We start from the raw sequence: 22,437 nt of genomic DNA, 5'->3' as shown, positions 1-22,437 counted from the left end.
CCCGCCGTCCCGGCGTACCGGGCCGTCCGGCCCTGCTGACGGAGGTTGCCGGTACGCACGATGGAGTCGCCCACCCTCGTGGTCAGGAGACGAAGTGTGCAACTACTGCGGCTGTCGGGAGTTCCCGCTGATCGGCCGGCTCTCGGCCGAGCACGAGGCGATCGCGAACGCGGCCGGCCTGCTGCGCGGCGCGGTGCGGGCCGGCGGCCCGGACGCTCTGGTGGCGCTGGACGCGCTGCTGGCGCTGCTGATGCCGCACACCGCCACCGAGGAGGACGGCCTCTTCGAGGAGCTGCGGGCCGAGGGCAGCCTGGCCGAGGCGGTGGCGAAGCTCTGCGCGGAGCACGACGACATCCACGGCGTGCTCGGCGGCGTCGACCGGGCCGCCCCGGACTGGCCCGCGGTGCTGGCCGCCCTGGACCGGCTCCACCGGCACATCGACAACGAGGAGCACGGTCTCTTCCCGGCCGCGGTGATCGCGCTGCCGATCCCGGCCTGGGACCGGATCACCCCGGCGGAGGCGGCGGCCGGGTGAGCCGGCCCGGATGCCGGCCGCTGCCGACGCCGCCCCGCGGCTACCGGCGGTGCGCCTCGGTGGTCTTGACCGGCACGGTCTCGCGGAGGTCGTAGAGGGCGTCGAGCACGTCCTCGGTCTGCCCGCGTCGAGGCCGCCCAGCGCGGCGCCCCACCCGACCGGCACCAGGAAGAACACGCTCCACAGTGGCCCCCGGTCCCGGACCTGCCCGGCGAGCGCCTCGCGGGTGAGGGTGGGCGTCCCGGACGGTGACGCCGAGACGGCCGGGCCCCGCTCCGTGCCCTGCCGGTGACCGCCCGACCGGGCCCGAAGTCCCGCCGCGAACCCGCAGATTCAAAGCCGATGATCTCGGGACCTTCGGCCCGGTTTCCCGAGGTTGTACGTCGGCACCATGGCCATTACGCCCTCGCTCGGGGTTGCACTCCGGCGCATCTGTCGAGAACGTGGGGCAGTACGGCCATCTATCGAAGGAATGAGGCGTATGTCGCGAGCCACCGATAGTGCGGGGCGGGCGCTGCTGGCGGTGGGCGGCCTGGTACGCCGGGCCGAGGTCTCCGCCGACGGCAGGACATTGCACCAGATCGGCGGCCGGGAGGCGGACGCCTTCTACCGGGATCGCTGGTCCTACGACAAGGTGGTGCGCTCCACACACGGAGTGAACTGCACCGGCTCGTGCTCCTGGAAGGTGTACGTCAAGGACGGCATCATCACCTGGGAGCAGCAGCAGACCGACTACCCGAGCGTCGGACCGGACCGGCCTGAGTACGAGCCTCGGGGCTGCCCCCGGGGTGCCGCCTTCTCCTGGTACACCTACTCCCCCACCCGGGTCCGCTACCCGTACGCGCGGGGCGTGCTGGTGGAGATGTACCGGGAGGCCAGGGGCCGCCTCGGTGATCCGGTGGCCGCGTGGGCGGACATCCAGGCCGACCCGGAACGACGCCGCCGCTACCAGAAGGCCCGCGGCAAGGGCGGCCTGGTGCGGATCACCTGGGACGAGGCCCAGGAGATGGTCGCCGCCGCGCACGTGCACGCGATCGCCGAGTACGGCCCGGACCGGGTCGCCGGCTTCTCCCCCATCCCGGCCATGTCGATGGTGTCGCACGCCGTCGGCGCCCGGTTCCTGTCCCTGCTCGGCGGCTCGATGCTGTCGTTCTACGACTGGTACGCCGACCTGCCGGTGGCCTCCCCGCAGGTCTTCGGCGACCAGACCGACGTGCCCGAGTCCGGGGACTGGTGGGACGCCTCCTACTTCGTCATGTGGGGCTCCAACGTCCCGGTGACCCGCACGCCGGACGCACACTGGATGGCCGAGGCGCGCTACCGGGGGCAGAAGGTCGTGGTGGTCAGCCCCGACTTCGCCGACAACGTCAAGTTCGCCGACGAGTGGATGCCCGCCCAGCCGGGCACCGACGGCGCCCTGGCGATGGCGATGGGGCACGTCATCCTCAAGGAGTTCTTCGTCGACCAGCGCACCCCGCGCTTCGTCGACTACGTCCGCAGGTTCACCGACCTGCCGTTCCTGGTCACCCTGGAGCCGGGTGCCGACGGGGCGTACCGGCCGGGCAAGTTCCTCACCGCCGACGACCTGGGCGAGACGGACAAGGAGGCGGCCTTCCGGACGGTGCTCTGGGACTCGGCCACCGACGCTCCCGCCGTGCCGCGGGGCAGCCTCGGCCACCGTTGGGGCGAGCAGCAGGGCCAGTGGAACCTGGACCTGGGCGACCTGGAGCCGGCGCTGACCTGCCTCGGGGCGGGCGACGCGGTGGAGGTGGAGCTGCCTCGGTTCGACACCGACACCCCGCAGACGCTGCGCCGGGGCGTGCCGACCCGCACGGTGCGGGGCCAGTTGGTGACCAGCGTCTTCGACCTGGTGCTGGCCCAGTACGGGGTGGGCCGCGACGGCCTGCCGGGCCAGTGGCCGACCGGGTACGACGACGTCGAGGCGCCGTACACGCCGGCGTGGCAGGAGCCGGTCACCGGCGTGCCGGCGGCGCAGGTGGCCCGGGTGGCGCGGGAGTTCGCCGACAACGCGGACCGCTCCGGCGGACGGTCGATGATCCTGCTCGGCGCCGGCACGAACCACTGGTTCCACTCCGACGCCACCTACCGGGCGATTCTGGCGCTGGTCACCCTCACCGGCTGCCAGGGGGTCAACGGCGGCGGTTGGGCGCACTACGTGGGGCAGGAGAAGTGCCGCCCGGCGACCGGCTGGGCGCAGCTCGCGTTCGGCCTGGACTGGGTCCGCCCGCCCCGGCAGATGATCGGCACCGCCTTCTGGTACGTGCACACCGACCAGTGGCGCTACGACACCTACTCCGCCGATGTGGTCTCCTCCCCCACCGGTACCGGCGCGTTCGCCGGCAAGCACACCATGGACCTGCTGGCCCAGTCGGCCCGCTCGGGGTGGATGCCGTCGATGCCCACCTTCGACCGCAGCCCGCTCGACCTGGCCGACGAGGCCCTCGCCGCCCGGCCGGACGACCCGGCGGGCTGGGTGGCCGAGCGGCTCGGCGAGGGCGACATGACGTTCGCCTGCACCGACCCGGACGCGCCGGAGAACTGGCCACGGGTGCTGACCGTATGGCGGGCCAACCTGCTCGGCTCGTCGGCCAAGGGCAATGAGTACTTCCTGCGGCACCTGCTCGGCACCGACGCGAACCTGCGCGCCGAGGAGGCGCCGGAGGAGTTGCGGCCCAAGGACGTGACCTGGCGGGAGGAGGCCCCGGAGGGCAAGCTCGACCTGCTGCTGAGCCTGGACTTCCGGATGACCTCCACGACGCTCTTCTCCGACATCGTGCTGCCCGCTGCCACCTGGTACGAGAAGCACGACTTGAGCAGTACCGACATGCACCCGTTCGTGCACGCCTTCACCCCGGCGATCAACCCGCCGTGGCAGACCCGGACCGACTTCGACGCCTTCCACGGCATCGCGAAGGCGTTCTCCACTCTCGCCGGGCCGCGGCTGGGCGTACGCAAGGACCTGGTCGCGGCGCCGCTGCTGCACGACACCCCGGACGCGATGGCGACCCCGCACGGCCGGGTCCGCGACTGGGCGGCGACCGGGGAGACCCCGGTGCCGGGCCGGACCATGCCGAAACTGGTGGTGGTCGAGCGGGACTACGGCGCGATCGCCGACAAGATGGCCGCGCTCGGGCCGCTGATGGACACCCTCGGCACCACCGGCAAGGGCTTCTCGGTCGACGTGCGGCCGGAGGTCGAGTATCTGCGCCGCAAGAACGGTGAGGTGCGCGGCGGCGCCGCGGACGGGCGGCCGTCGCTGGCGAAGGACACGCACGCCTGCGAGGCGATCCTGGCGCTGTCGGGCACCACCAACGGGCGGGTCGCCACCGCGGGCTTCCGGGACGTGGAGAAGCGCACCGGGGTACGCCTGGCGGACCTGGCGGCCGAGCACGAGGGCAAGCAGATCACCTTCGCCGACACCCAGTCCCGCCCGGTGCCGGTGATCACCAGCCCGGAGTGGTCGGGCAGCGAGCACGGCGGCCGCCGCTACTCCCCGTTCACCATCAACACCGAGCGGCTCAAGCCCTGGCACACGCTCACCGGCCGGCAGCACTTCTTCCTCGACCACGACTGGATGCACGAGGCCGGCGAGGCGCTGCCGATCTTCCGGCCGCCGTTGGACATGCACAAGCTCTTCGGCGAACCGCGACTCGGCCGCAACGGGGAGCTGGAGATCACCGTCCGCTACCTCACCCCGCACTCGAAATGGTCCATCCACTCCGAGTACCAGGACAACCTGATCATGCTCACGCTGTCCCGGGGCGGACCGACGATGTGGATGAGCGAGGCCGACGCGGCGAAGATCGGCGTCCGGGACAACGAGTGGATCGAGGCGGTCAACCGCAACGGCGTGGTGGTCTGCCGGGCCGTGGTGACGCACAAGATGCCCGAGGGCACGGTCTACATGTACCACGCCCAGGAACGGGTGATCGACGTGCCCAAGTCGGAGACCAACGGCCGGCGCGGCGGCATCCACAACTCGCTGACCCGGCTGCTGGTCAAGCCCACCCACCTCATCGGCGGGTACGCGCAGCTGTCCTTCGCGTTCAACTACCTCGGCCCGACCGGCAACCAACGCGACGAGGTCACCGTGATCCGCCGCCGTTCCCAGGAGGTGCAGTACTGATGCGGGTCATGGCACAGATGGCGATGGTGATGAACCTCGACAAGTGCATCGGCTGCCACACCTGCTCGGTCACCTGCAAGCAGGCGTGGACCAACCGCTCCGGCGTCGAGTACGTCTGGTTCAACAACGTGGAGACCCGCCCCGGGCAGGGCTACCCGCGCACCTACGAGAACCAGGAGCGCTGGCAGGGCGGCTGGGTGCGGACCCGCTCCGGCAAGCTCAAGCCACGCTCCGGTGGCCGGATGAAGAAGATGTTCAGCATCTTCGCCAACCCGAAGCTGCCATCCATGCAGGACTACTACGAGCCGTGGACGTACGACTACGAGCACCTGATCAACGCGCCGGCCGGCGAGGACACCCCGGTAGCCCGGCCGAAGTCGCTGCTCACCGGCCAGAACACGAAGATCACCTGGAGCGCCAACTGGGACGACTCGCTCGCCGGCGGCAACGAGATCGCCGCCGGTGACCCGGTGCTGGCGAAGGTCTCCGGCCAGGTGAAGCAGGAGTTCGAGAAGACCTTCATGTTCTTCCTGCCGCGCATCTGCGAGCACTGCCTCAACCCGTCCTGCGCTGCCTCCTGCCCGTCGGGGGCGATCTACAAGCGGGCCGAGGACGGCATCGTGCTGGTCGACCAGGACCGCTGCCGGGGCTGGCGGATGTGCGTGACCGGCTGCCCCTACAAGAAGGTCTACTTCAACCACCGCACCGGCAAAGCCGAGAAGTGCACCTTCTGCTTCCCGCGCATCGAGATCGGCCAGCCCACCATCTGCTCCGAGACCTGCGTGGGGCGGCTGCGCTACCTCGGGCTGATGCTCTACGACGCCGACCGCGTCGCCGAGGCCGCCGCCATCGCCGACGAACACGACCTGTACGACGCGCAGCGGTCGGTCTTCCTCGACCCGCACGACCCGGCCGTGGTCGACGCCGCCCGCGAGGCCGGCATCCCGGACGACTGGATCGACTCCGCGCAGCGCTCGCCGATCTGGGACCTGATCATGCGCTACGAGGTGGCGCTGCCGCTGCACCCGGAGTACCGGACCATGCCGATGGTCTGGTACATCCCGCCGCTGTCGCCGGTGGCCGACGTGCTGCGCGAGACCGGCCACGACGCGGAGGAGGCCGGCAACCTCTTCGGGGCCATCGACGCGCTGCGGATCCCGGTGGAGTACCTCGCCGAGCTCTTCACCGCCGGCGACCCGGAGCCGGTGCGCGGGGCGCTGAACCGGCTCGCCGCGATGCGCGCCTACCAGCGCCGGATCAACCTGGGCGAGGAGCGCGACGAGTCCATCGCCGCCGCGGTCGGCATGACCGGCGCGGAGATGGACGAGATGTACCGGCTGCTCGCCATCGCCAAGTACGAGCAGCGGTACGTCATCCCCGCCGCGCACGCCGAGGACGCGCACCGGCTGGAGAAGATCGCCACCGAGTGCAGCCTCGATTACGAGGGCGGCCCCGGGATGGGCGGCGGCGGCCCGTACGGCCAGGGGCCCTTCGGGGAGTCCTCCGGCACGCCGGTGCCGGTCCAGGTGGAGACCTTCCACATGCTGCGCGACCGGCAGACCGCGGAGGGCTTCACCGACCCGGGCGACGAACCCCGCCGGGTCAACCTGCTCAACTGGGACGGCAAAGGCAGCCCGAAGGGCCTCTTCCCGCCCCGCAGCCACGAATCCGCACCCGTCGACGGAGGTAACCGGTGAGCCAGCCGACCTGGCGGGCGGTGGCCGCCCGCGCGGCGTCCCTGCTGCTGCGCTATCCCGAAGAGGAAGTCCTCGCCGCGCTGCCCACCGTGCGGGCCGCGCTCGCCGGCCTGCCGGCCGAAGTCGCCCGGCCGCTGCGCGAGGTGGTCGCCCACCGGGAAGCCGCCGCGCCGGTCGACCTGCGGACCGCCTACGTGGAGGTGTTCGACTTCCGGCGCCGCTGCTGCCTGCACCTGACCTACTACACCTGCGGCGACACCCGTCGCCGGGGTGAGGCGCTGGTCGACTTCGCCGCCGCATACAAGGCGGCCGGACTGACCGTCGTCGACGGCGAGCTGCCCGACTTCCTGCCCGCTGTCCTCGACCTGGCCGCCGCCGACGACGACGGGTGGCGGCTGCTGCGGGAGAACCGCGTCGGCCTCGACCTGCTGGTCGAGGCGCTGGCGCGGGAGAAGTCGGTGTACCGGCAGGCCGTCGCCGCCGTCCGGGAGATGCTGCCGCCCGCCCAGCCCGGGGACATCGCCGCCGCCGCCCGGCTGGCCCGCACCGGGCCGCCGGTGGAGCAGGTCGGACTCGAACCATTCGGACTGGTCGACACGACTGGAGGACGCCGATGAACATCCTGCTGTGGGTGGTGTACCCGTACCTGTCGATCGCGATCCTCGTCGGCGGCCTGATCTGGCGCCACCGCTACGACAAGTTCGGCTGGACGACCCGATCCTCCCAGCTCTACGAGAGCAGCATCCTGCGGTGGGGCAGCCCACTGTTCCACTTCGGAGTACTCATGGTCCTGATCGGACACATCGGTGGCCTGTTGGTCCCGAAGTCCTGGACCGAGGCGGTCGGCGTCACCGAGCACACCTACCACCTCATGGCCGTGTTCATCGGCACGGTAGCCGGCTTCTGCACCCTGATCGGGCTGGGCATCCTGATCGCCCGCCGCCGGTTGACCGGGCCGATCTTCGCCGCCACCACCCGCAACGACAAGGCGATGTACGTGGTGCTGGCGGGGGTGATCGTGCTGGGCCTCTGGGCCACGGTGCAGGCCAACGTCGCCGGCCCCGGCTACGACTACCGGGAGACCATCTCCCCGTGGTTCCGGTCGCTGTTCTACCTCCGCCCGGATCCGGAGATCATGGCCGACGTCCCGGTGGGCTTCCAGATCCACATCCTGGCCGCCTTCGCGCTCTTCGCGTTCTGGCCGTTCACCCGCCTCGTCCATGCGTTCAGCGCCCCGGTCGGCTACGCCACCCGCCCCTACGTCGTCTATCGCAGCCGCGACGACCGGCCCGGACTGCGGCCGACCCGCCCCGGATGGGAAGGGCCGCCCCGGCTGCCCACCCCGCGCGGCGGTCGGACCCGCTCGCGCCGGTGACCACCGCCGCCTCGACCGCCCGGAGACCACCACCGGCTGCCTCCGGGCGGACGGCAGCCCGACGTCCCGGCAGGGAGGAACCACCGGTGACCATCGCACCGCACCACACCGACAGTCACCATTCGTCCCGACCCGCGACGGAGTGGGCCGCGGCGCGGGCGCTAGCCCACCGGCTCCCCGCTCCCCTGCCCGCGGAGTCGGTACCGCTGGCCTCCGCCGCCGGCCGGACCCTCGCGGCGCCACTGGTCGCGGCGGTCCCGCTGCCCGGGTTCGACAACTCCGCGATGGACGGATACGCGGTGCGCGGTCCGGGCCCATGGCGGGTGGTAGGCCGGATCCTGGCCGGACGCACCCACGCCGTCGCGCCCCTGGTCGAGGGGACCGCCGTAGAGGTGGCCACCGGCGCTCCCGTCCCGGCCCGGGCGGACCGGGTCGTGCCCTACGAGATCGCCGACCGCATCGGTGACGTCCTGCGGGCGGCGCCGGGCGACCGTCGGCACATCCGGAGCGCGGGCGAGTACGCCGCCCGCGGTCAGGAACTGGTGCCGACGGGTTCGCCGGTCACGCCGGCGGTGCTGGGGCTGGCCGCGAGCGTCGGCCTCGACCACCTCACCGTCCGGGCCCGACCCCGGGCCCGCCTGGTGATCAGCGGCGACGAGGTGATCCACGCCGGCCGTCCCCCGTGGGGCAGGGTCCGGGACGCGATCGGCCCGATGCTGACCCCGCTGCTGTCCGCCTGGGGAGCGGACCTCCTGGGTCCTCGAATGATCGGCGACCAGCCCGACTGGTTCGCCGAGGCGATCGCGGACAGCACGCGAGAGGCAGACGTGACGGTCGTCTGCGGGGCGTCCTCCGTCGGCCCGGCGGACGGGCTGCACGCGTCGCTGCGGCACCTCGGGGCCGTGGCGCACGTGGACGGGGTGCGGTGCCGGCCCGGGCACCCACAGGTCCTGGCCCAGGCCGGGGCCCACTGGATCGTCGGCCTGCCGGGCAACCCGTACGCGGCGCTGGTCGCCGCGCTCACCCTGATCGACCCGCTGCTCACCGGGCTGGCCGGACGGCCGCCGGCCGATCTGGACACCGCCGTCCTCACCGATCCGTTGCGCCTCGACGAGCGGAACACCCGGATCGTGCCGGTCCGGCGCGGCGCGCGGGGCGTGCGGCTGGTCGACGGGGCGCACCCGGGATACCTGGGCGCGGCGGCGGACGCCGACGCGCTGGCCGTGGTGCCGCCCGGTTGGCGTCCCGGCACCCCGGTCGGTCTGCTCACCCTGCCGTGACAGGTGGGGACGTCCTCCTGGCCGGGTCTTCCGGCCCTGCCGGGGTGGGTTGGCTCGAGCGAGGCTCGTACCGGTGAAGCGGACCGCCGCATTCCCCTTTGACGCCGCGACAGCAGCACGACGATCCTGACGGAGTTGAACGATGACCAGCATCCGTGACCAAGCCGGGTCCACCGCCCCGGTCGGGCGTCCCGAGGCCACCTCCGGCGCCGCCCTCCAGCTAGCCGTGGCCACCCTCGGCTTCCTGGTGAACTTCTGGGCATGGGCCCTGCTCGGTCCGCTGGGCCCCGGCATCAAGGAACAGCTGGGGCTCGGCTTCGCCGCGCAGTCCCTGCTCGTCGCCGTACCGGTGATCGTGGGCTCGCTGGGCCGCATCCCGGTCGGCGCGCTCACCGACCGGTACGGGGCCCGAGTAGTCTTCCCGCTGGTCACCGTCGCCACCATCGTGCCGGTGCTGACCCTCACCACGGTCTCCTCCTACCCGGCGCTGATCGTGACCGGCTTCTTCCTCGGCATCGGCGGCACCGCCTTCGCCGTCGGCGTCCCGCTGGTGTCCGGCTGGTACCCGCCGGCCCGGCGCGGCTTCGCCATCGGCGTGTTCGGTGTCGGCATGGGTGGCACCGCGATCGCCAACTTCACCACCGTCCGGCTGGCCGACACCTACGGGGAACGGGCCCCGTTCCTGCTGGTCGCGGCGATCCTGGCGGCGTACGCGGTGCTGTCGTTCCTGCTGCTGCGCGACGCGCCGGGCCCGGCCCGGCCCACCGGGTCGGCCTGGCAGCGGCTCGCCGGCGTCGCCCGGCTGACCGTCACCTGGCAGCTGTGCTTCCTGTACGCGGTCGGGTTCGGCGGATTCGTGGCCTTCAGCGTGTACCTGCCGGCGTACCTGCGCACCGCCTACGGGCTCAATGCCGCGGACGGTGCGCTCCGGACCGCCGGGTTCGTCGTGCTCGCCGTGCTGGCCCGCCCGGCGGGCGGCTGGCTCTCCGACCGGCTACACCCCGTGCCGGTGCTGGTGTGGTGCTTCGCCGGGGTGGCCGGGTTCGCCGTCCTGCAGGCCTTCCAGCCGGCCCTGATGCCGGTCGCCACGGTCGCGCTGCTCGGCATGGCGGGGCTGCTCGGCGCAGCCAGCGGCGCGGTGTTCGCCTTGGTCGGCAGGGTCGCCCCCGCCGACCAGGTGGGCGCGGTCACCGGGCTAGTCGGGGCGGCCGGCGGGCTCGGCGGGTTCGTGCCTCCGCTGGTGATGGGTTGGGTGTACGGATCGCAGGGCTCCTACGCTATCGGGCTGATGCTGCTCTCCGACGTCGCGCTGGCTGCCGCGGTGTTCACCGCGGTGAAGATGGGAGGCTTGGCCCGCCGCGCCGCCTGAATTGTCGTTCCGGACCCGGTCGGTCCGGCCGCGCCCTCGGCCAGTTCGAGGTCGTGATGGGGTCACTAGCGTGATAGTGGATGCGGCCCCGCCGAGCCGCCAATGCTTCATCTATGCAGGTGCTCGGACCAACGCTCGCTCGTCTCGTAACCTGCGACCGGTGGGTATCCTCCTGGCTGGGGTCGGCGAAAGACGATAGTCCGAGGCAGTAACGGCCAGAGCAAAGTCGAAACCGGAGTCCTGTGGCATCCCCGCTGCGGATGCCAGCGCCTAGGGTGCGTGCGGCATCTCGGGAACCGTGACGGCGGTGAAGTTCTGCGGCATCAGCCACCTCGAAAGTAGCAGGTTCCGCGCGCCGCCTGCCGGCGTTTGGGACGCCCTCAAGGGTCAGCCCGATCCTGGTGCGAGTGGCCGCAGTCGTCTCCCCGATCTCGTAGAGGCAGTCGATGGTCGATCCCGCCAGTCGATGGAAATGAACGACAGCATCACGATGCTCGGCTCGATTCCACCAAGGACTTCTCCTTAACCCAGCCGCCTGACACCCATGAGTAAGTCAAGGCTTCTGGAGGCCTTCGTCATCACGTCCATCTACGTCGTGTCGCCACGCGACGTCGACCAACGTCCCTGGACAGTACATCTAGGCGTTGCAGGCACAGGGTGGAGTGGGATGGGTTCACGGCAAGCGAGAACGCTGATCCGTGGAGCCGCGGGGTGAGCTGCCGAGTGCGCCCCTCGAAGAGGCGGTCGGGCAGCCTGCCGATCTTCAAGTCGGCGTGCAACCGCCGGCAAGACTGCGAGCAGCGCGTGGCCATCGGGCTCCGGCAGCCCGCGGGAAGCCATTCCCGCCCACTCACCGTGAAACGCCTTCGATGCCACTCACCGTGAAACGCCTTCGAGGCCACTCGCTGCATCGGTGCTACGCGGATCCGCACCGCGGCGAGGTGGTGATGCCGCCGACCGGTGGTATGGGATTGAGAATCGACCAGCTCTTGATGGCGCTGACTAGCCTGTATACCCGAAACGAGTCTGTTCTCGCTATCCCTGAGGAGGCCCAACGCATCAGCGCGCCCTTGTGGCTCCTGCTGGTGCGGCGCGCATCGGGTCGGGCTATTGTGCTCCTGGTAACCGCGAGAAGCATTACCTCCTTCGAAAGGAACGTGGGACGTGGCTAAGCAAATCGTTCATAAGCTGGTCGATGACCTGGAGGGCGGGGACGCTGACGAGGCCGTCAAGTTTGGACTCGATGGCGTGCAGTACGAGATCGATCTGACGGCAGCCAATGCCCAGAAGTTGCGTGACATATTCGCCCCGTATATCGCCCACGGCGCCAAGGTCGGTCGCGGTGGGGTGGTGGTCGGCGGCCAGGCCGCACGCGGCCGGAGCGGTGCTACCGCCGGTCGCGAACAGAACATGGCCATTCGGGCCTGGGCCAAGAAGGCTGGCCGGGACATCTCCGACCGCGGCCGCATCCCTCAGGAGATCGTCGACGAGTATCACGCGAAGGCGGGCCGCTGAGCCCACGCATGACAGCCCACGACGCCTTGCCCATCGGGTCGGTCAGCAGCTCTACCCGCACACTATGTCGGCTATGTGCAGAAGCTGCTGACGTGCCAGCTGGAGCATCTCGCGCCGACGCACCCCGATGCCAGCCACGTCAATGTCCATGACGCGACGAACTCATGACGGGCGTCATGGCGGCAGCGCCGCACGCCGTAATGATGCTCACCATGGGCGCTCCCCTGGTTGCAGCCCCCGCGCCTGCGCAGTTCGATTAGGGCCCGGGCAAAAGCGCCAGGTGCCCGCCTTGATGCGCCTGGTGTGGAGCCGTGAGTCCGTGACGCATGCGGTGCCGTGCGCCGGTCCGGGTCGGTACATTCCTAACGGGCGGGCCACTGCCTTCGCCACCTGTTGGGCGGCCTGTTTGCGGATGGCGGCTGCCCCGGCCAGGGGGTAGGCCGCATCGGTGAACAGATGCGTAGCGAGCTGCTCATACTGATCGTCGATGTGGGCATACCGCTGCCGGTCAGCTCGTCGGGGCGGCCGCAGGCGAGGCTCGTGGCCGTATGGTGACGCGCTCATCGATGTCGTCGGGCGATGTCGTAGCGCGAAGCTGTGTCGTCCGCCGGCGCGGTCGGTCGCCGTCGACGTCTGAGCCGTCGCCGTGGCCCCTGGGATCGCTGTCTGCGGAGCCGCCTCGGCCACCTGTTCGATCGTCGGGCTAGCAGCTGCCAAACCTTGCGCCCGTCGGAGGTGCGACTGAGGACCTCGGGTTCGGATGCGCAGGTGGTCGGTATCGGCGGCCGGGGAGGCAAGCCAGACGTCCCGCGTGGGCGGTGCGCCATGGCTTTTCTGTTGACCCGCCAACGCCGAAGCCGGGCAGAGAGGACCCGTCGCTTGCCCGCCCTTCGGGTAACCAGCGGGCGGGCTGCTGCCTCTGGCGATGATCGATACGGCGGGCCGCACTCGCGCGCCCACGACGGTGCCGATGCCGCCTTGATCCGCTCTCCCATCGCCAGCGCGGTTCACCCGAACGAGGCACCCGGATGCCATCCGGACGTGGCCATTCGGCGGGCCGGGGGGCGAAAGCGAGATCCCCCGTGGCGGTGAACACCATGGTCTCGACCGGCCCCGGCGGCATGGGCAAGTCACTATCTGGTCACCGGCCTCGTGGGCTCGTCAACCAGATCGGGAAGGGGCGGCAGTGAGCTGGCGATCCCGTCAGGGCCCGGTGGCTACGCCGATGGTGCGGCAGGTCCGCGCGACGTTCCTCGAGTTGTTCTTCGACCTCGTGTTCGTCTTCGCCTTGACCCGGATTGTGTCGAGGGTGTTCGAGCACCTGGTGATTGATCCCTACGGCAGCGCCTGGCCGGCGGCTATCGCCCAGGCCGCAAGGACACTACTGCTTCTGCTGGCTCTGCTCGGCCTGTGGTAGGGGACGTCGTGGACCACCAGCCGTTACCATCCTGACTCCCTTGCTGTGCAGGCAGTTGTCACGGTCGCGCTGGGAGCGGGACTGGTGATGGGTGTAACCATCCCTCGCGCCTACGACGGATACGGCCTCGCCTTCGCGCTGGCCTACCTGATCGGGCAGCTCGCTCGCCCGCTGATCCTTCTGCTCGCGCTGCCCGACAAGAACCGCCGGGCCTTGAAGACACGCATGCTGCTCACCTACGGCATCATCGGGCTCTTCTGGATCTGCGGCGCGGTCGCCGGCGGTGCGGCGCTGGGGCCGCTTTGGGCGTTGGCCCTCGCCCTCGAGTACGCCGCTTCACGCACCGGCTGGCCGCTACCAAGGCTGGGCCGCTCCGATGCGGAGCACTGGGACATAGGAGCCGAGCACCTCGCCGAGCGTTACCAGCAATTCTTCCTCATCGCCCTGGGCGAAACGATACTCGTCATCGGCTTCACCTACAGCACCGGGCCCTTCACCCGCAATCACACCCTGGCGTTCGTCACCGCCGCGATCACCTCAGCTCTGCTGTGGCGCCTGTACTACTACCGTGCCGGCCGAATCCTCGCCGACGCGATCACGCACGCACGTCGGCCCGCAGCGATCGGCCGGGCAGCAGCCGACACACATTTCATCATGATCATTGGAGTGGTGACCACCGCGCTGGGCTACGAGATCACCATCGAGCACCCCTTCACCCACGCTCCACCAAGCTGGATCGCGCCCATACTTCTCGGTCCCGCCATCTTCATCGCCGGACGTGCCCGCTTCGAACATCACGTGTTCGCCCGTGTATCGCCCGCCCGCTACCTCACTCTCACCGCGCTGCTGTTGTGCTACCCCGCCGCCACACGCACGCCGCCCATCACCGCCGCGGTGACCGCGACAGCGATCCTGCTCGCCGCCGCCGTCGCTGACGCCCGGCGCGCCCGTCGTCACCCAGATGAGCCCCCGACGCCGTCACGCTGACCAGCCACATCGACACTCGCCTCGCGGCCTCCGACCCGCAGCTACCGTAGTCACCAGGCGACGTGACGCTGGCCCACATCACCGCGGCCACCTCCTCGCGCAGTAGGCGAAAGCCCTCGATATCGCGTCCGAGGCTTCCACCAAGGCCGGCGGAAAGCTCTGGGCAATCTACAAGGGCGGACAGGACGGGCGGAGGAACACTCTGGCCGGTTGCGGTGAGTGATTCAGGGATGACGTGAATGAGATCTTCATGTTTGACTGACATTCATGCGATCAGGGCAGGCGAGGCTGGCGATCGACTACGGCAGCGCCGACACCACCGCCGTACTGGCATGGCCGGACGGCACCTGGACGCCGCTGCTCTTCGACGGCGAACCCGCCCTGCCCAGCGCCGTCCTCCTCAGCGAGGACGGCACCACCGTGACCGGCCACCACGCCTGGCGGGCCGCACCGGCCACACCGCACCGGTTCATCCCGCACCCCCGCCAACCCTCCGAGCAGCGCCTCACCGTCGCCGACACCGACGTCGACCCGCTCGACCTGGTCGCCGCGACCCTGCGCCACGTCGCCGGGCAAGCCCACCAGCTCGCATGGCTAGACATCAACCGGCCCTCGGCAGAGACTAGGATCACAAACTGGGGAGTGTGGATCCTCTCGTGGGTGCCGACGATGACGTTACGCAGGTGGCCGCAGTCGATGGCCGTCTGCCCGCGTCCCGCAATCGGTAGAGCGCACGCTGGCCGGGAGAGTGCCAGAGGCGGCTCGATCTGCAAAGACCCTCGGTGAGGGCCGCGCGCAGTTTGCCCTCCATATGCCCCTGCGGGCAAGGTGCCGGCTTGCTCGGCCGTTTACTCGAAGGCGGCGTGCACGGCCATGCTGCCCCGCCGCTCGTTGCCATCGCCACACCCGCGTGCAGCGAGGCACCGAGCGGCCATCCTGTCATCAGCGACGAGGGGGTCTGATTCCCTTGGCCGGCGGCGTTTGGATCGCTGTCCGAGTCGCCTGCGACGTGCGTCAGCGCAGAACGTGGCCTGACTCCCGCTCCTGCTGCCGCCCTCACTGATGCTCCCCATGGGGCAAGGGTTGAGGCGGCCAAGTCGGCGCGTAGGGCGATGCAGAGTCGTGAACCGCCCCGGATCTTGTAGAGACCACGCGAACGGTGTAGTGATTGAGGCCGCCTCTCAGGAGAGCACGCGGGCGCAAAACGACCATTGGCCATACCGCTTTGCCATAAGGAGTCGATCACTGTCTGTGCTCAGGGGGCACTGGCGTTACCGTGGCTGAGCCTCGTCCACAAGGCAGTGGCGGTCCGGGTTGATGAGAGCCGGCTCGGACCGCCACTAGAGCCTGTTTCATAAGAACTGGTCAGCCTGCGCGGAGTCCGGACGACGACCGGCGACGTTGCGGTTTCGTCCGAGTACGACACCGGTATCTAAACGAAACCGCGCCTTGCCGGACCGCCGTCCGGACTCCGCCTCGGCTCGACCGCCCTCATGAAACAGGCCCTAGCCGAAGCGGCCCACCTCTCCCCGAGGAGAACAGGGGTCACTCGACGTTGGTTGGGACGTCGCCGAGGCTGCGGTGCCCGCCACTGCAGTGGCGTTGCACCGCGTCCGCGAGTGTGGTCACCACCGATTGGAATTAGGCGCCGGGCAAGGCGACCCCGAAGGCCTGGACGAGCAGCAGCCACAGGACCACTGTGGCGCGCAGCAAGTCGGCGAAGCCGGTGGACCCGGTCAAGGCGGCGAGGCCAGCCAGGACCATGGTGATGTAGAGGACGGGACGGGGACGATGCATCAGGGGTTCTCCTCAGACTCGCAGCCCTCGGATCCTCCGGCCGGCTTGGCCGGGGTCGGCTGCACGGCGGATGGATCTAGGGGGGTTCCCCGGTACGGTCTCGGCATGGTGCAGGTGACGGCGTTGTCGCAGCGTGAGCGGCTGATCCTCGCCGAGCTGTCCGGCGTAGCCGGCCGCTACAGCACCGGCGTCGACCGGGACCGCTCCCAGGACGAGGCGATCGCCGCGATCCGCGCAGTCACCACCGACGCGCGGCTGCTCGGCATCCAGGCCGGGGTGGCGCTGGCCGACCCATGCCAGATGAGCGGAAAAACGGTGCGACTGTTGAAAGCGGCCGGCGCAGACATGGCAGTCGCAGCCGGACACGCGATGGACGTACGGGAGCGGATGCGACGGCAGGGCGCCCGCTACCCCCACGAGGATCTGTCACCCCGTTGGGCCAGCGGAATCAGATTCGGCGGGATCGGGTTCGGCGGGTCCGGCTCGTGACCGGCGCAGCGCAGCTGATAGGCGTACCGGCCGGCGACCTGGCGCCAGAAGCTCAGCACGCAGACCTTCCCGGCGGCCAACCGCTCGCCCTCCCCGGCGCAGCGACCTAGAGCAGCCAACGCCGCCCACTCGGCAGCCCGGCACCGCAACGCAAAGACCCGCAGACCAACACCCACACCCACACCAGAGCGCCGGCACCCACCAGCCCGGCGACCACAACAACGACCAGCCGACCGCTGGTCAACTCGACCCTCCATTACGGACATGCGCCTCCAGGCGGCCTCCCGCCGCCGGTTCGGACGAGTTCTCTGGGTCGGCCATGACCACCCGGCTCGCGCAGCCAAACTCGCCACGCTGCTGGCCCAGGCTCTCGTGGCCAGGTAGAACGACGCGGTGCGGCGACTCCGTCGGATCTAGCCGAGGCGCCTAGGGCGGCCCGAAGCTCGGACCGAGAAGACCCCTCTTTACGCCTGCCGATCATCAGCAAGCGAGCACAGCAGCGCTGCAGTGCGTGCCACGATCGACTGTGAGGTGATTGCTCCCAGCCGTTCACGAAACGCAAGTCAGTCGGCTACGTAGGCCACTGATCTAACAAGGTCCATCAGTTAAGCAGGCATGACGCAGCTGCGAGGAGCGGAACCGTTGCGGTAGAACATGTTTCGCCCGAGCCCGATAAGACCTCCTTCGTCGTTTAACATATCCCCCTCGATGGCGTTGGAGACGTCACGTAAGCAGGGTGGAGCCGCATCAGCGCTGCGGATACGCGGCGCCGCGCCCAGCACCTCGCCGCCGCCGTCGGCCCGGCGACCTATCGCCCCAAGTCCTTCCATGCTGCGCGCGCAGGCGATGGCTGTGGCTGCGCTGATCGAGCACACGGATGGGATAAGGCGGCATGAACCGTAAGGACGCAGTCCCGCCTCCGCCACTCGCGGCAGCCGCCTATGTGATCTTGAGTCGAAGGAGTTGGGAGGGCGTCGGTGCAGTGCCCTGACCGCGACGCTGGATCTGCCCCGCTCGGTCTGCGGACCTGGCAGTCCGGCATGTCACCGCTGTCGAGGCCGAAGCCACCGAGAGCAATACGGCGACGACTATGCCCTGCCTACGTCTTCCTTCGCCCCATCGACGCCCTCGAACTCCTTTGAGCCAGCCGATGACCTGCCGAGCTGTCCCCGCTGGCCGCCCTTCAGCCTAGCGCCGCCTCAGCCCCGCACGAATCGCGGCCAAGACCCCACCAGCGATCAGCACGAGGGCGGCAACTACACAGAACACCGTGTCGATAAGCCACATCTCTTCCACCATCTGACTGCATGTCGGCCTAGCGCCGCCTTCGACTAGCCCGGACCGCGCCGAACACCACACCGCCCACCAACGCGAGGACAGCAACCACGCAGAACACGGTGGCGACATGCCACGGCTTCACAGCACCCATGGCGCGGACCGTACCCAAGGCTTTTGGCAGCTGCTACCCACGGGATCGCGAATAGCACCCTGCGCTACCGTCCGACCACGGCAGGGACTGGTGCGCACGGGCAGCACACACCAGCCCCTGGGCCCCCGTGGGGCCGCCACCCGCATCCCCACGCCCAGCAACGCCAAACCCACCCGCACCCCTTCGAGGAGACCGCGACCTCCCCGCGCCACCTGCCTGCCCATCACCTGTCCGCCCCTCGCCGCGGCGGCGTAACCCTCCACTCATCCTCACCCGCCTCACCGGCGAAGAAGGGCCAAGATCACCCCTGAGGACTACGAGACGCTCGCCCTGCTCCGCTCCGGCGTCGGGTCGGCGCCACCCCCTCGTCCGAGACGCCACGCAGCGCAATCGCCGCCGACCGTCGGCAGCCCGCCTGAACCGCTGGGCTGGCGGCTCGCCTGCGTCCAGCAGCGCACCGCAGGTCCCGCCGGACTCCCGCTCGGTGCCGCGGCCTTCGTCGCCCGCGCCTCGACCCGCTCAACACGGGGTCAGAGTGAGCCGGGCTTCGATTACGGCATGCCGGATGCGGTAGGCGTCGCGCACCCCTGGCCCGCCGCGTCATCCTGAAGGGAACCGGTAGCCGTCCTGGGGCACGATGAGGCCATGAGTCAGCCGAAGATGTACCGAGCAGCCGACAAGGCTCGTCACCAGCCCCAGAATTGCCCGCAGTGCGGTAAACAGGAGGTGACACGGAGCTGGTCCAGAGATTGCCGATCAATCGGCACCTTCTATCTGCCGAACGACGGCTGCATCAACCCGGACTGTTCCCGAGGAACTCGCAATGGCAACCGGTGACAGCACGGCCTGGGGTGCGGGTGCGACACATCCCAGGCCGAGCCCGGACACCAACAGCCGGAGCCGCAGCCGCTCCCCAGAAATCGGGCGACAAGCGACCTTATGCTTGCGTTAGGCCAGGCGGCAGCCCAGGAAACGGCAGCGTTCCAGAAGGGCTGGGCGCTCATGATCCTCGACCTGCATACCGGTGGTGAGGCGGGCTCATCTGGCGGCACTCCTAGGCCGCGACGTCACATCCACCACAGCTGCTGGCGCAGACGCAGAGCCCTGACGGTCGTGTCCCCCTCGACGAAGCCGCGATCACCGAGCGGGACAACCGGATGCGGACAGGATAGGGGTCGACCGATCGAACTGACGTCGCGACGCCGCGCGAGAGAAGGGGGACGAACGGCTCGTAAGGCGGGCTCAGCTCCGCGGGTGATTCACCGCCCATGCGTAGTGGTGAAGCGACTGCCGCCACCCAGCGACTACACTTTTGTCATTTGCCGGAGGCGGCACCGGGCGACTTGGTGCAACGGGATCCGCTGAAGTGCAGCCGCTGCCATCGAGGCTTGGGGGCGACGCTCCGTACACGGGTGGTCCCGCCAGCTTAAGCTCGAGCCCGGCTAAGCTCTTCCGTCGCTTATCGCTTGGATGGTTAGGGTGCGCCCACGGCCCAGGTCGAGTCCCCACGGCTCCGCGGGCCGTCCTGCGTCCAGGGGCGCGCCAGGGATGCGGGAGCAGGGGCGGGGCGGCGAGGCGCAGCCGGATTGGCTTGGGGCGGATCCCTGCCCATCGCCCACCTCTCACGGTGAAGATGTCGCTGACACGCCGTCACTGACACCCTCGGGGATCGACCCTAGCGCACCCGTGAACATGCAGCCCAGGCAACACAACACGAGCAGCACCAATGGTCCCACCAGCCAGGCCACAATCACCCAAACGCCCACCATCGCACCCTTATTCGTCTGCTGATGCACCACAGCGGACGGCGGCGGAGGTGGGCAACGCGGCCCTACCGGCGGCGGAGGCGGGCAATACGGCCTCACCGGCGGTGGAGGGGGCAGGTACGGCTGCGGCGAATGCGGCTGCGGCTGCTGCTCGGGGTCCTGTGGATTCACGCTGGTCATAGTCCCGGCCATGCACCGCCGGCGGGGTATAGCAGCTAACCCTTCGATTTACTGATAACCGTCATTGCTTGATCGACTTCCTCGCAGGGCGCAGAAGCTCCCGACCCTGGTCGACCAAGAGCCGGGCCGTCGGCCATGCAGTCGGCGACCAAAGGGAGTAGAAGGGTGCCGGCATCCCGGGGACAGGAGCAGGGGCGCCGGACGGCGCACGGGGCCGAGTGTCAGGCCCGCCCGCGCACGTTGATGCTGGGGCGCACATCGCCAATCTTCAGACGCAGCGCGCCCACCAGTTAGCTGCCGACGAGCGCCGGGCGGCTAGTGCCTGGAGGAGTCAGTCGATGAGCCCGGCCTTCCTGATCGGGCTGGGGTCTGCTGCACCGATAGGTGACATCTGAGATGGCTTGCCCAGCGGGCGGGCTGGAAGGATGTCGCTGTGCCCAAGCCCTATCCCCGAGAGTTTCGTGATGACGTCGTGCGTGTCGCTCGTGACCGCGAGCCAGGCGTGACCGTCGAGCAGGTCGCGAAGGACTTCGGGGTGCATCCGATGACGTTGTTCAAGTGGCTGCGCCAGGCCGACATCGACTCGGGTACTACGCCCGGGACGGCCAGCACCGAGTCGGCCGAGCTGCGCGAGGCGCGTAAGCGGATCAGGTTGTTGGAGCAGGAGAACGAGGTCCTGCGCCGGGCCGCTGCCTACCTGTCACAGGCGCATCTGCCGGGAAAAGGCTCTACCCGCTCGTGAGCGAGCTGGCCGCCGACGGGATCCCCGTGGCGGTGACGTGCCGGGTATTGAAAATCGCTCGTCAGCCCTACTACCGGTGGCTGGCCCGACCCGTCACCAGCGCCGAGGAGGCGGCGGCGTATCGCGCCAACGCGTTGTTCGACGCCCACCGTGATGATCCGGAGTTCGGCTACCGGTTCCTCGTCGACGAGGCCCGCGACGCCGGGCAGCCGATGGCCGATCGGACCGCGTGGCGGATCTGCTCCGGCAACGGCTGGTGGAGCGCGTTCGGCAAGCGCAAACGTCGCGGCAAGGGCGGCAAGGTCGGCCCGCCGGTGCACGACGACCTGGTCCAGCGGGACTTCACCGCCGACGGCCCGAACCGGCTGTGGCTGGCCGACATCACCGAACACCACACCGCCGAAGGCAAGCTCTACCTGTGCGCGATCAAGGACGTCTGGTCCCACCGGATCGTCGGCTACTCCATCGACTCGCGGATGAAGTCCCGCCTGGCCGTCACCGCTCTGGACAACGCCGCCGCCAGACGCGCCGGCCTGGACGGCTGCATCCTGCACACCGACCGCGGATCCCAATTCCGATCCAGGAAGTTCGTCCGAGCCCTCCACCGCCACTTGATGGCCGGATCGATGGGCCGCGTCGGCGCCGCCGGCGACAACGCCGCCATGGAATCCTTCTTCGGACTCCTGCAGAACAACGTCCTGAACCGGCGATCATGGGCCACCCGCCAGCAACTACGGATCGCGATCGTGACCTGGATCGAACGGACCTACCACCGCCGCCGACGCCAGCGGTCGCTGTCCCGTTGACCCCCGTGGAATTCGAGACCATCATGCACCCACCGGCCAGTCAGGCCGCGTGACTACACCTGTCACCTGCCGGTGCAGCAGACCCCTGTGCGCGCCCAGGGCGGTGGCTTCAAGGAATATTGGCGTCGGAGGATGTAGCGCGTGAGTCGTCGTTATGAGTTAACTGACGTCGAGTGGGAAGCCTTTGTCCAGATACCTGACGTTGGCGGTGTGGTGGTCGGCCTCGCGCCGATGACCGTCGGGTGCTCAACTGGATCGTGTGGAAGATCCGGGCCGGGGCGGCGTGACGGGGCATACCCGCCCGCTACGGTCCGGGCAGTCGATCTACACACGTTTCCGCAGGTGGTGATTAGATGACACGTTCGAGCAGATGCTCACAGGCGTCCATGCCGACGCGGTCGCCGCCGGGGATGTCGACTGGCTGGTCTCGGTCGACTCGGCCCTCGTGCGAGCCCACCAGTACGCCGTCAGCGCTAAAGGGGGACTCCGCGAAACGGAAGAAGCACAAGATCACGGCGCGCAGTTCAGTGCAGCTGTCGTCACGCTGATGGACGTGCGATCATCCGGGGAGAGGTGTTGGCAACCCGGGGGGAGCGCAGGTTGAGCGGCGAGTGGATGAGCGTCGTCGAGGCGTGTGCGGCCCTGGAGGTGTCCGTCCGCACCGTGCAACGATCGCTGAAGAATCCGCAGCAGCGCGCAACCGAGTGGGGCGGCGAAGGGCAGGGCTGGCGGTACAAGCCGCTGTCAACTCGGGGCATCTATCAGCTACGTCGGTCGTGGGTTAAGCGGAAGGCCGGCCAGCCTGAGATGTAGCGGCATGCTTTGGCACGGTTCAGGCATCTGACGCGGAGCGCCCCCACCTGCTCGGGCGTGGGCGCTCCTTATACGGCTAGGGCATCTATCGGG

11 protein-coding genes and 3 pseudogenes are annotated in these 22,437 nt (G+C 69.5%); 12 read left to right on the top strand and 2 right to left on the bottom strand.

What is annotated here, in order from left to right; translation table 11 throughout:
- Positions 1-94 precede the first annotated feature (94 nt).
- Entirely contained in the window at positions 95-535 is a 441-nt protein-coding gene (locus ACN27C_RS20535; protein ID WP_064447300.1) for a hemerythrin domain-containing protein, read from the top strand.
- A gap of 49 nt (positions 536-584) precedes the next feature.
- Here the strand turns inward: ACN27C_RS20535 and ACN27C_RS20530 are convergent.
- A pseudogene (locus tag ACN27C_RS20530) lies at positions 585-823 on the bottom strand (radical SAM/SPASM domain-containing protein); the annotation flags it as partial.
- 193 nt (positions 824-1,016) lie between these two features.
- Between ACN27C_RS20530 and ACN27C_RS20525 the strand changes: the two are divergent.
- The 9 genes and pseudogenes from ACN27C_RS20525 (at position 1,017) to ACN27C_RS20485 (ending at position 15,108) form a co-directional block, all read left to right on the top strand.
- Positions 1,017-4,682 carry a nitrate reductase subunit alpha gene (locus ACN27C_RS20525; RefSeq protein ID WP_422747445.1) on the top strand — a complete coding sequence of 1,222 codons (3,666 nt, stop codon included), beginning with the start codon at positions 1,017-1,019 and terminating at the stop codon, positions 4,680-4,682.
- Positions 4,682-6,379 carry a nitrate reductase subunit beta gene (gene narH, locus ACN27C_RS20520; protein ID WP_422747443.1) on the top strand — a complete coding sequence of 566 codons (1,698 nt, stop codon included), beginning with the start codon at positions 4,682-4,684 and terminating at the stop codon, positions 6,377-6,379. The genes ACN27C_RS20525 and narH overlap by 1 nt, the downstream gene beginning before the upstream one ends.
- Positions 6,376-6,996 (top strand): nitrate reductase molybdenum cofactor assembly chaperone, encoded by a 621-nt coding sequence (gene narJ, locus ACN27C_RS20515; RefSeq protein WP_422747441.1) that lies wholly within the window; start codon positions 6,376-6,378, stop codon positions 6,994-6,996. Before narH ends, narJ begins: the two co-directional genes overlap by 4 nt.
- Complete coding sequence (gene narI / locus ACN27C_RS20510) at positions 6,993-7,754, top strand: respiratory nitrate reductase subunit gamma (protein ID WP_422747439.1); 762 nt, start codon at positions 6,993-6,995, stop codon at positions 7,752-7,754. The genes narJ and narI overlap by 4 nt, the downstream gene beginning before the upstream one ends.
- 86 nt (positions 7,755-7,840) lie before the next feature.
- Positions 7,841-9,034, top strand: coding sequence for a molybdopterin molybdotransferase MoeA (locus ACN27C_RS20505; protein ID WP_422747437.1), 1,194 nt, complete (start codon positions 7,841-7,843; stop codon positions 9,032-9,034).
- A gap of 142 nt (positions 9,035-9,176) precedes the next feature.
- Positions 9,177-10,403, top strand: coding sequence for an MFS transporter (locus ACN27C_RS20500; protein WP_422747435.1), 1,227 nt, complete (start codon positions 9,177-9,179; stop codon positions 10,401-10,403).
- 1,164 nt (positions 10,404-11,567) lie between these two features.
- The gene (locus ACN27C_RS20495) at positions 11,568-11,918 is read left to right on the top strand and encodes a histone-like nucleoid-structuring protein Lsr2 (protein ID WP_120569351.1); all 351 of its coding nucleotides are present in this window, start codon (positions 11,568-11,570) and stop codon (positions 11,916-11,918) included.
- Positions 11,919-13,143: 1,225 nt separating this feature from the next.
- Positions 13,144-14,322: pseudogene (locus ACN27C_RS20490) on the top strand (low temperature requirement protein A).
- Positions 14,323-14,589: 267 nt separating this feature from the next.
- Positions 14,590-15,108 carry a hypothetical protein gene (locus ACN27C_RS20485; protein ID WP_422747433.1) on the top strand — a complete coding sequence of 173 codons (519 nt, stop codon included), beginning with the start codon at positions 14,590-14,592 and terminating at the stop codon, positions 15,106-15,108.
- 855 nt (positions 15,109-15,963) lie between these two features.
- Here ACN27C_RS20485 and ACN27C_RS20480 read toward each other — a convergent pair.
- Positions 15,964-16,119, bottom strand: a complete 156-nt coding sequence (locus tag ACN27C_RS20480) for a hypothetical protein (protein ID WP_162959083.1) — start codon at positions 16,117-16,119, stop codon at positions 15,964-15,966.
- 105 nt (positions 16,120-16,224) lie between these two features.
- On the opposite strand from ACN27C_RS20480, the gene ACN27C_RS20475 reads away from it, so the two are divergent.
- Complete coding sequence (locus tag ACN27C_RS20475; RefSeq protein WP_244933126.1) at positions 16,225-16,608, top strand: hypothetical protein; 384 nt, start codon at positions 16,225-16,227, stop codon at positions 16,606-16,608.
- A 3,808-nt stretch (positions 16,609-20,416) separates the two neighbouring features.
- Positions 20,417-21,584 (top strand): annotated as a pseudogene (locus ACN27C_RS20470) (IS3 family transposase).
- Positions 21,585-22,437: the final 853 nt, after the last annotated feature.

This window comes from Micromonospora sp. WMMD1219 (assembly GCF_049315215.1).
Taxonomy (GTDB): Bacteria; Actinomycetota; Actinomycetes; order Mycobacteriales; family Micromonosporaceae; genus Micromonospora; species Micromonospora tulbaghiae.
Note: the sequence above shows the minus strand (reverse complement) of the source record. Positions and strands in the feature narration are given on the sequence as shown.

Bases quoted from the DNA above. Each gene is read 5' to 3' on its own strand.
- ACN27C_RS20525 (WP_422747445.1), top strand. From the start codon at position 1,017: ATGTCGCGAGCCACCGATAGTGCGGGGCGGGCGCTGCTGGCGGTGGGC.
- narH (WP_422747443.1), top strand. From the start codon at position 4,682: ATGCGGGTCATGGCACAGATGGCGATGGTGATGAACCTCGACAAGTGC.
- narI (WP_422747439.1), top strand. From the start codon at position 6,993: ATGAACATCCTGCTGTGGGTGGTGTACCCGTACCTGTCGATCGCGATC.
- ACN27C_RS20500 (WP_422747435.1), top strand. From the start codon at position 9,177: ATGACCAGCATCCGTGACCAAGCCGGGTCCACCGCCCCGGTCGGGCGT.
- ACN27C_RS20485 (WP_422747433.1), top strand. From the start codon at position 14,590: ATGCGATCAGGGCAGGCGAGGCTGGCGATCGACTACGGCAGCGCCGAC.
- ACN27C_RS20480 (WP_162959083.1), bottom strand. From the start codon at position 16,119: ATGCATCGTCCCCGTCCCGTCCTCTACATCACCATGGTCCTGGCTGGC.
- ACN27C_RS20475 (WP_244933126.1), top strand. From the start codon at position 16,225: ATGGTGCAGGTGACGGCGTTGTCGCAGCGTGAGCGGCTGATCCTCGCC.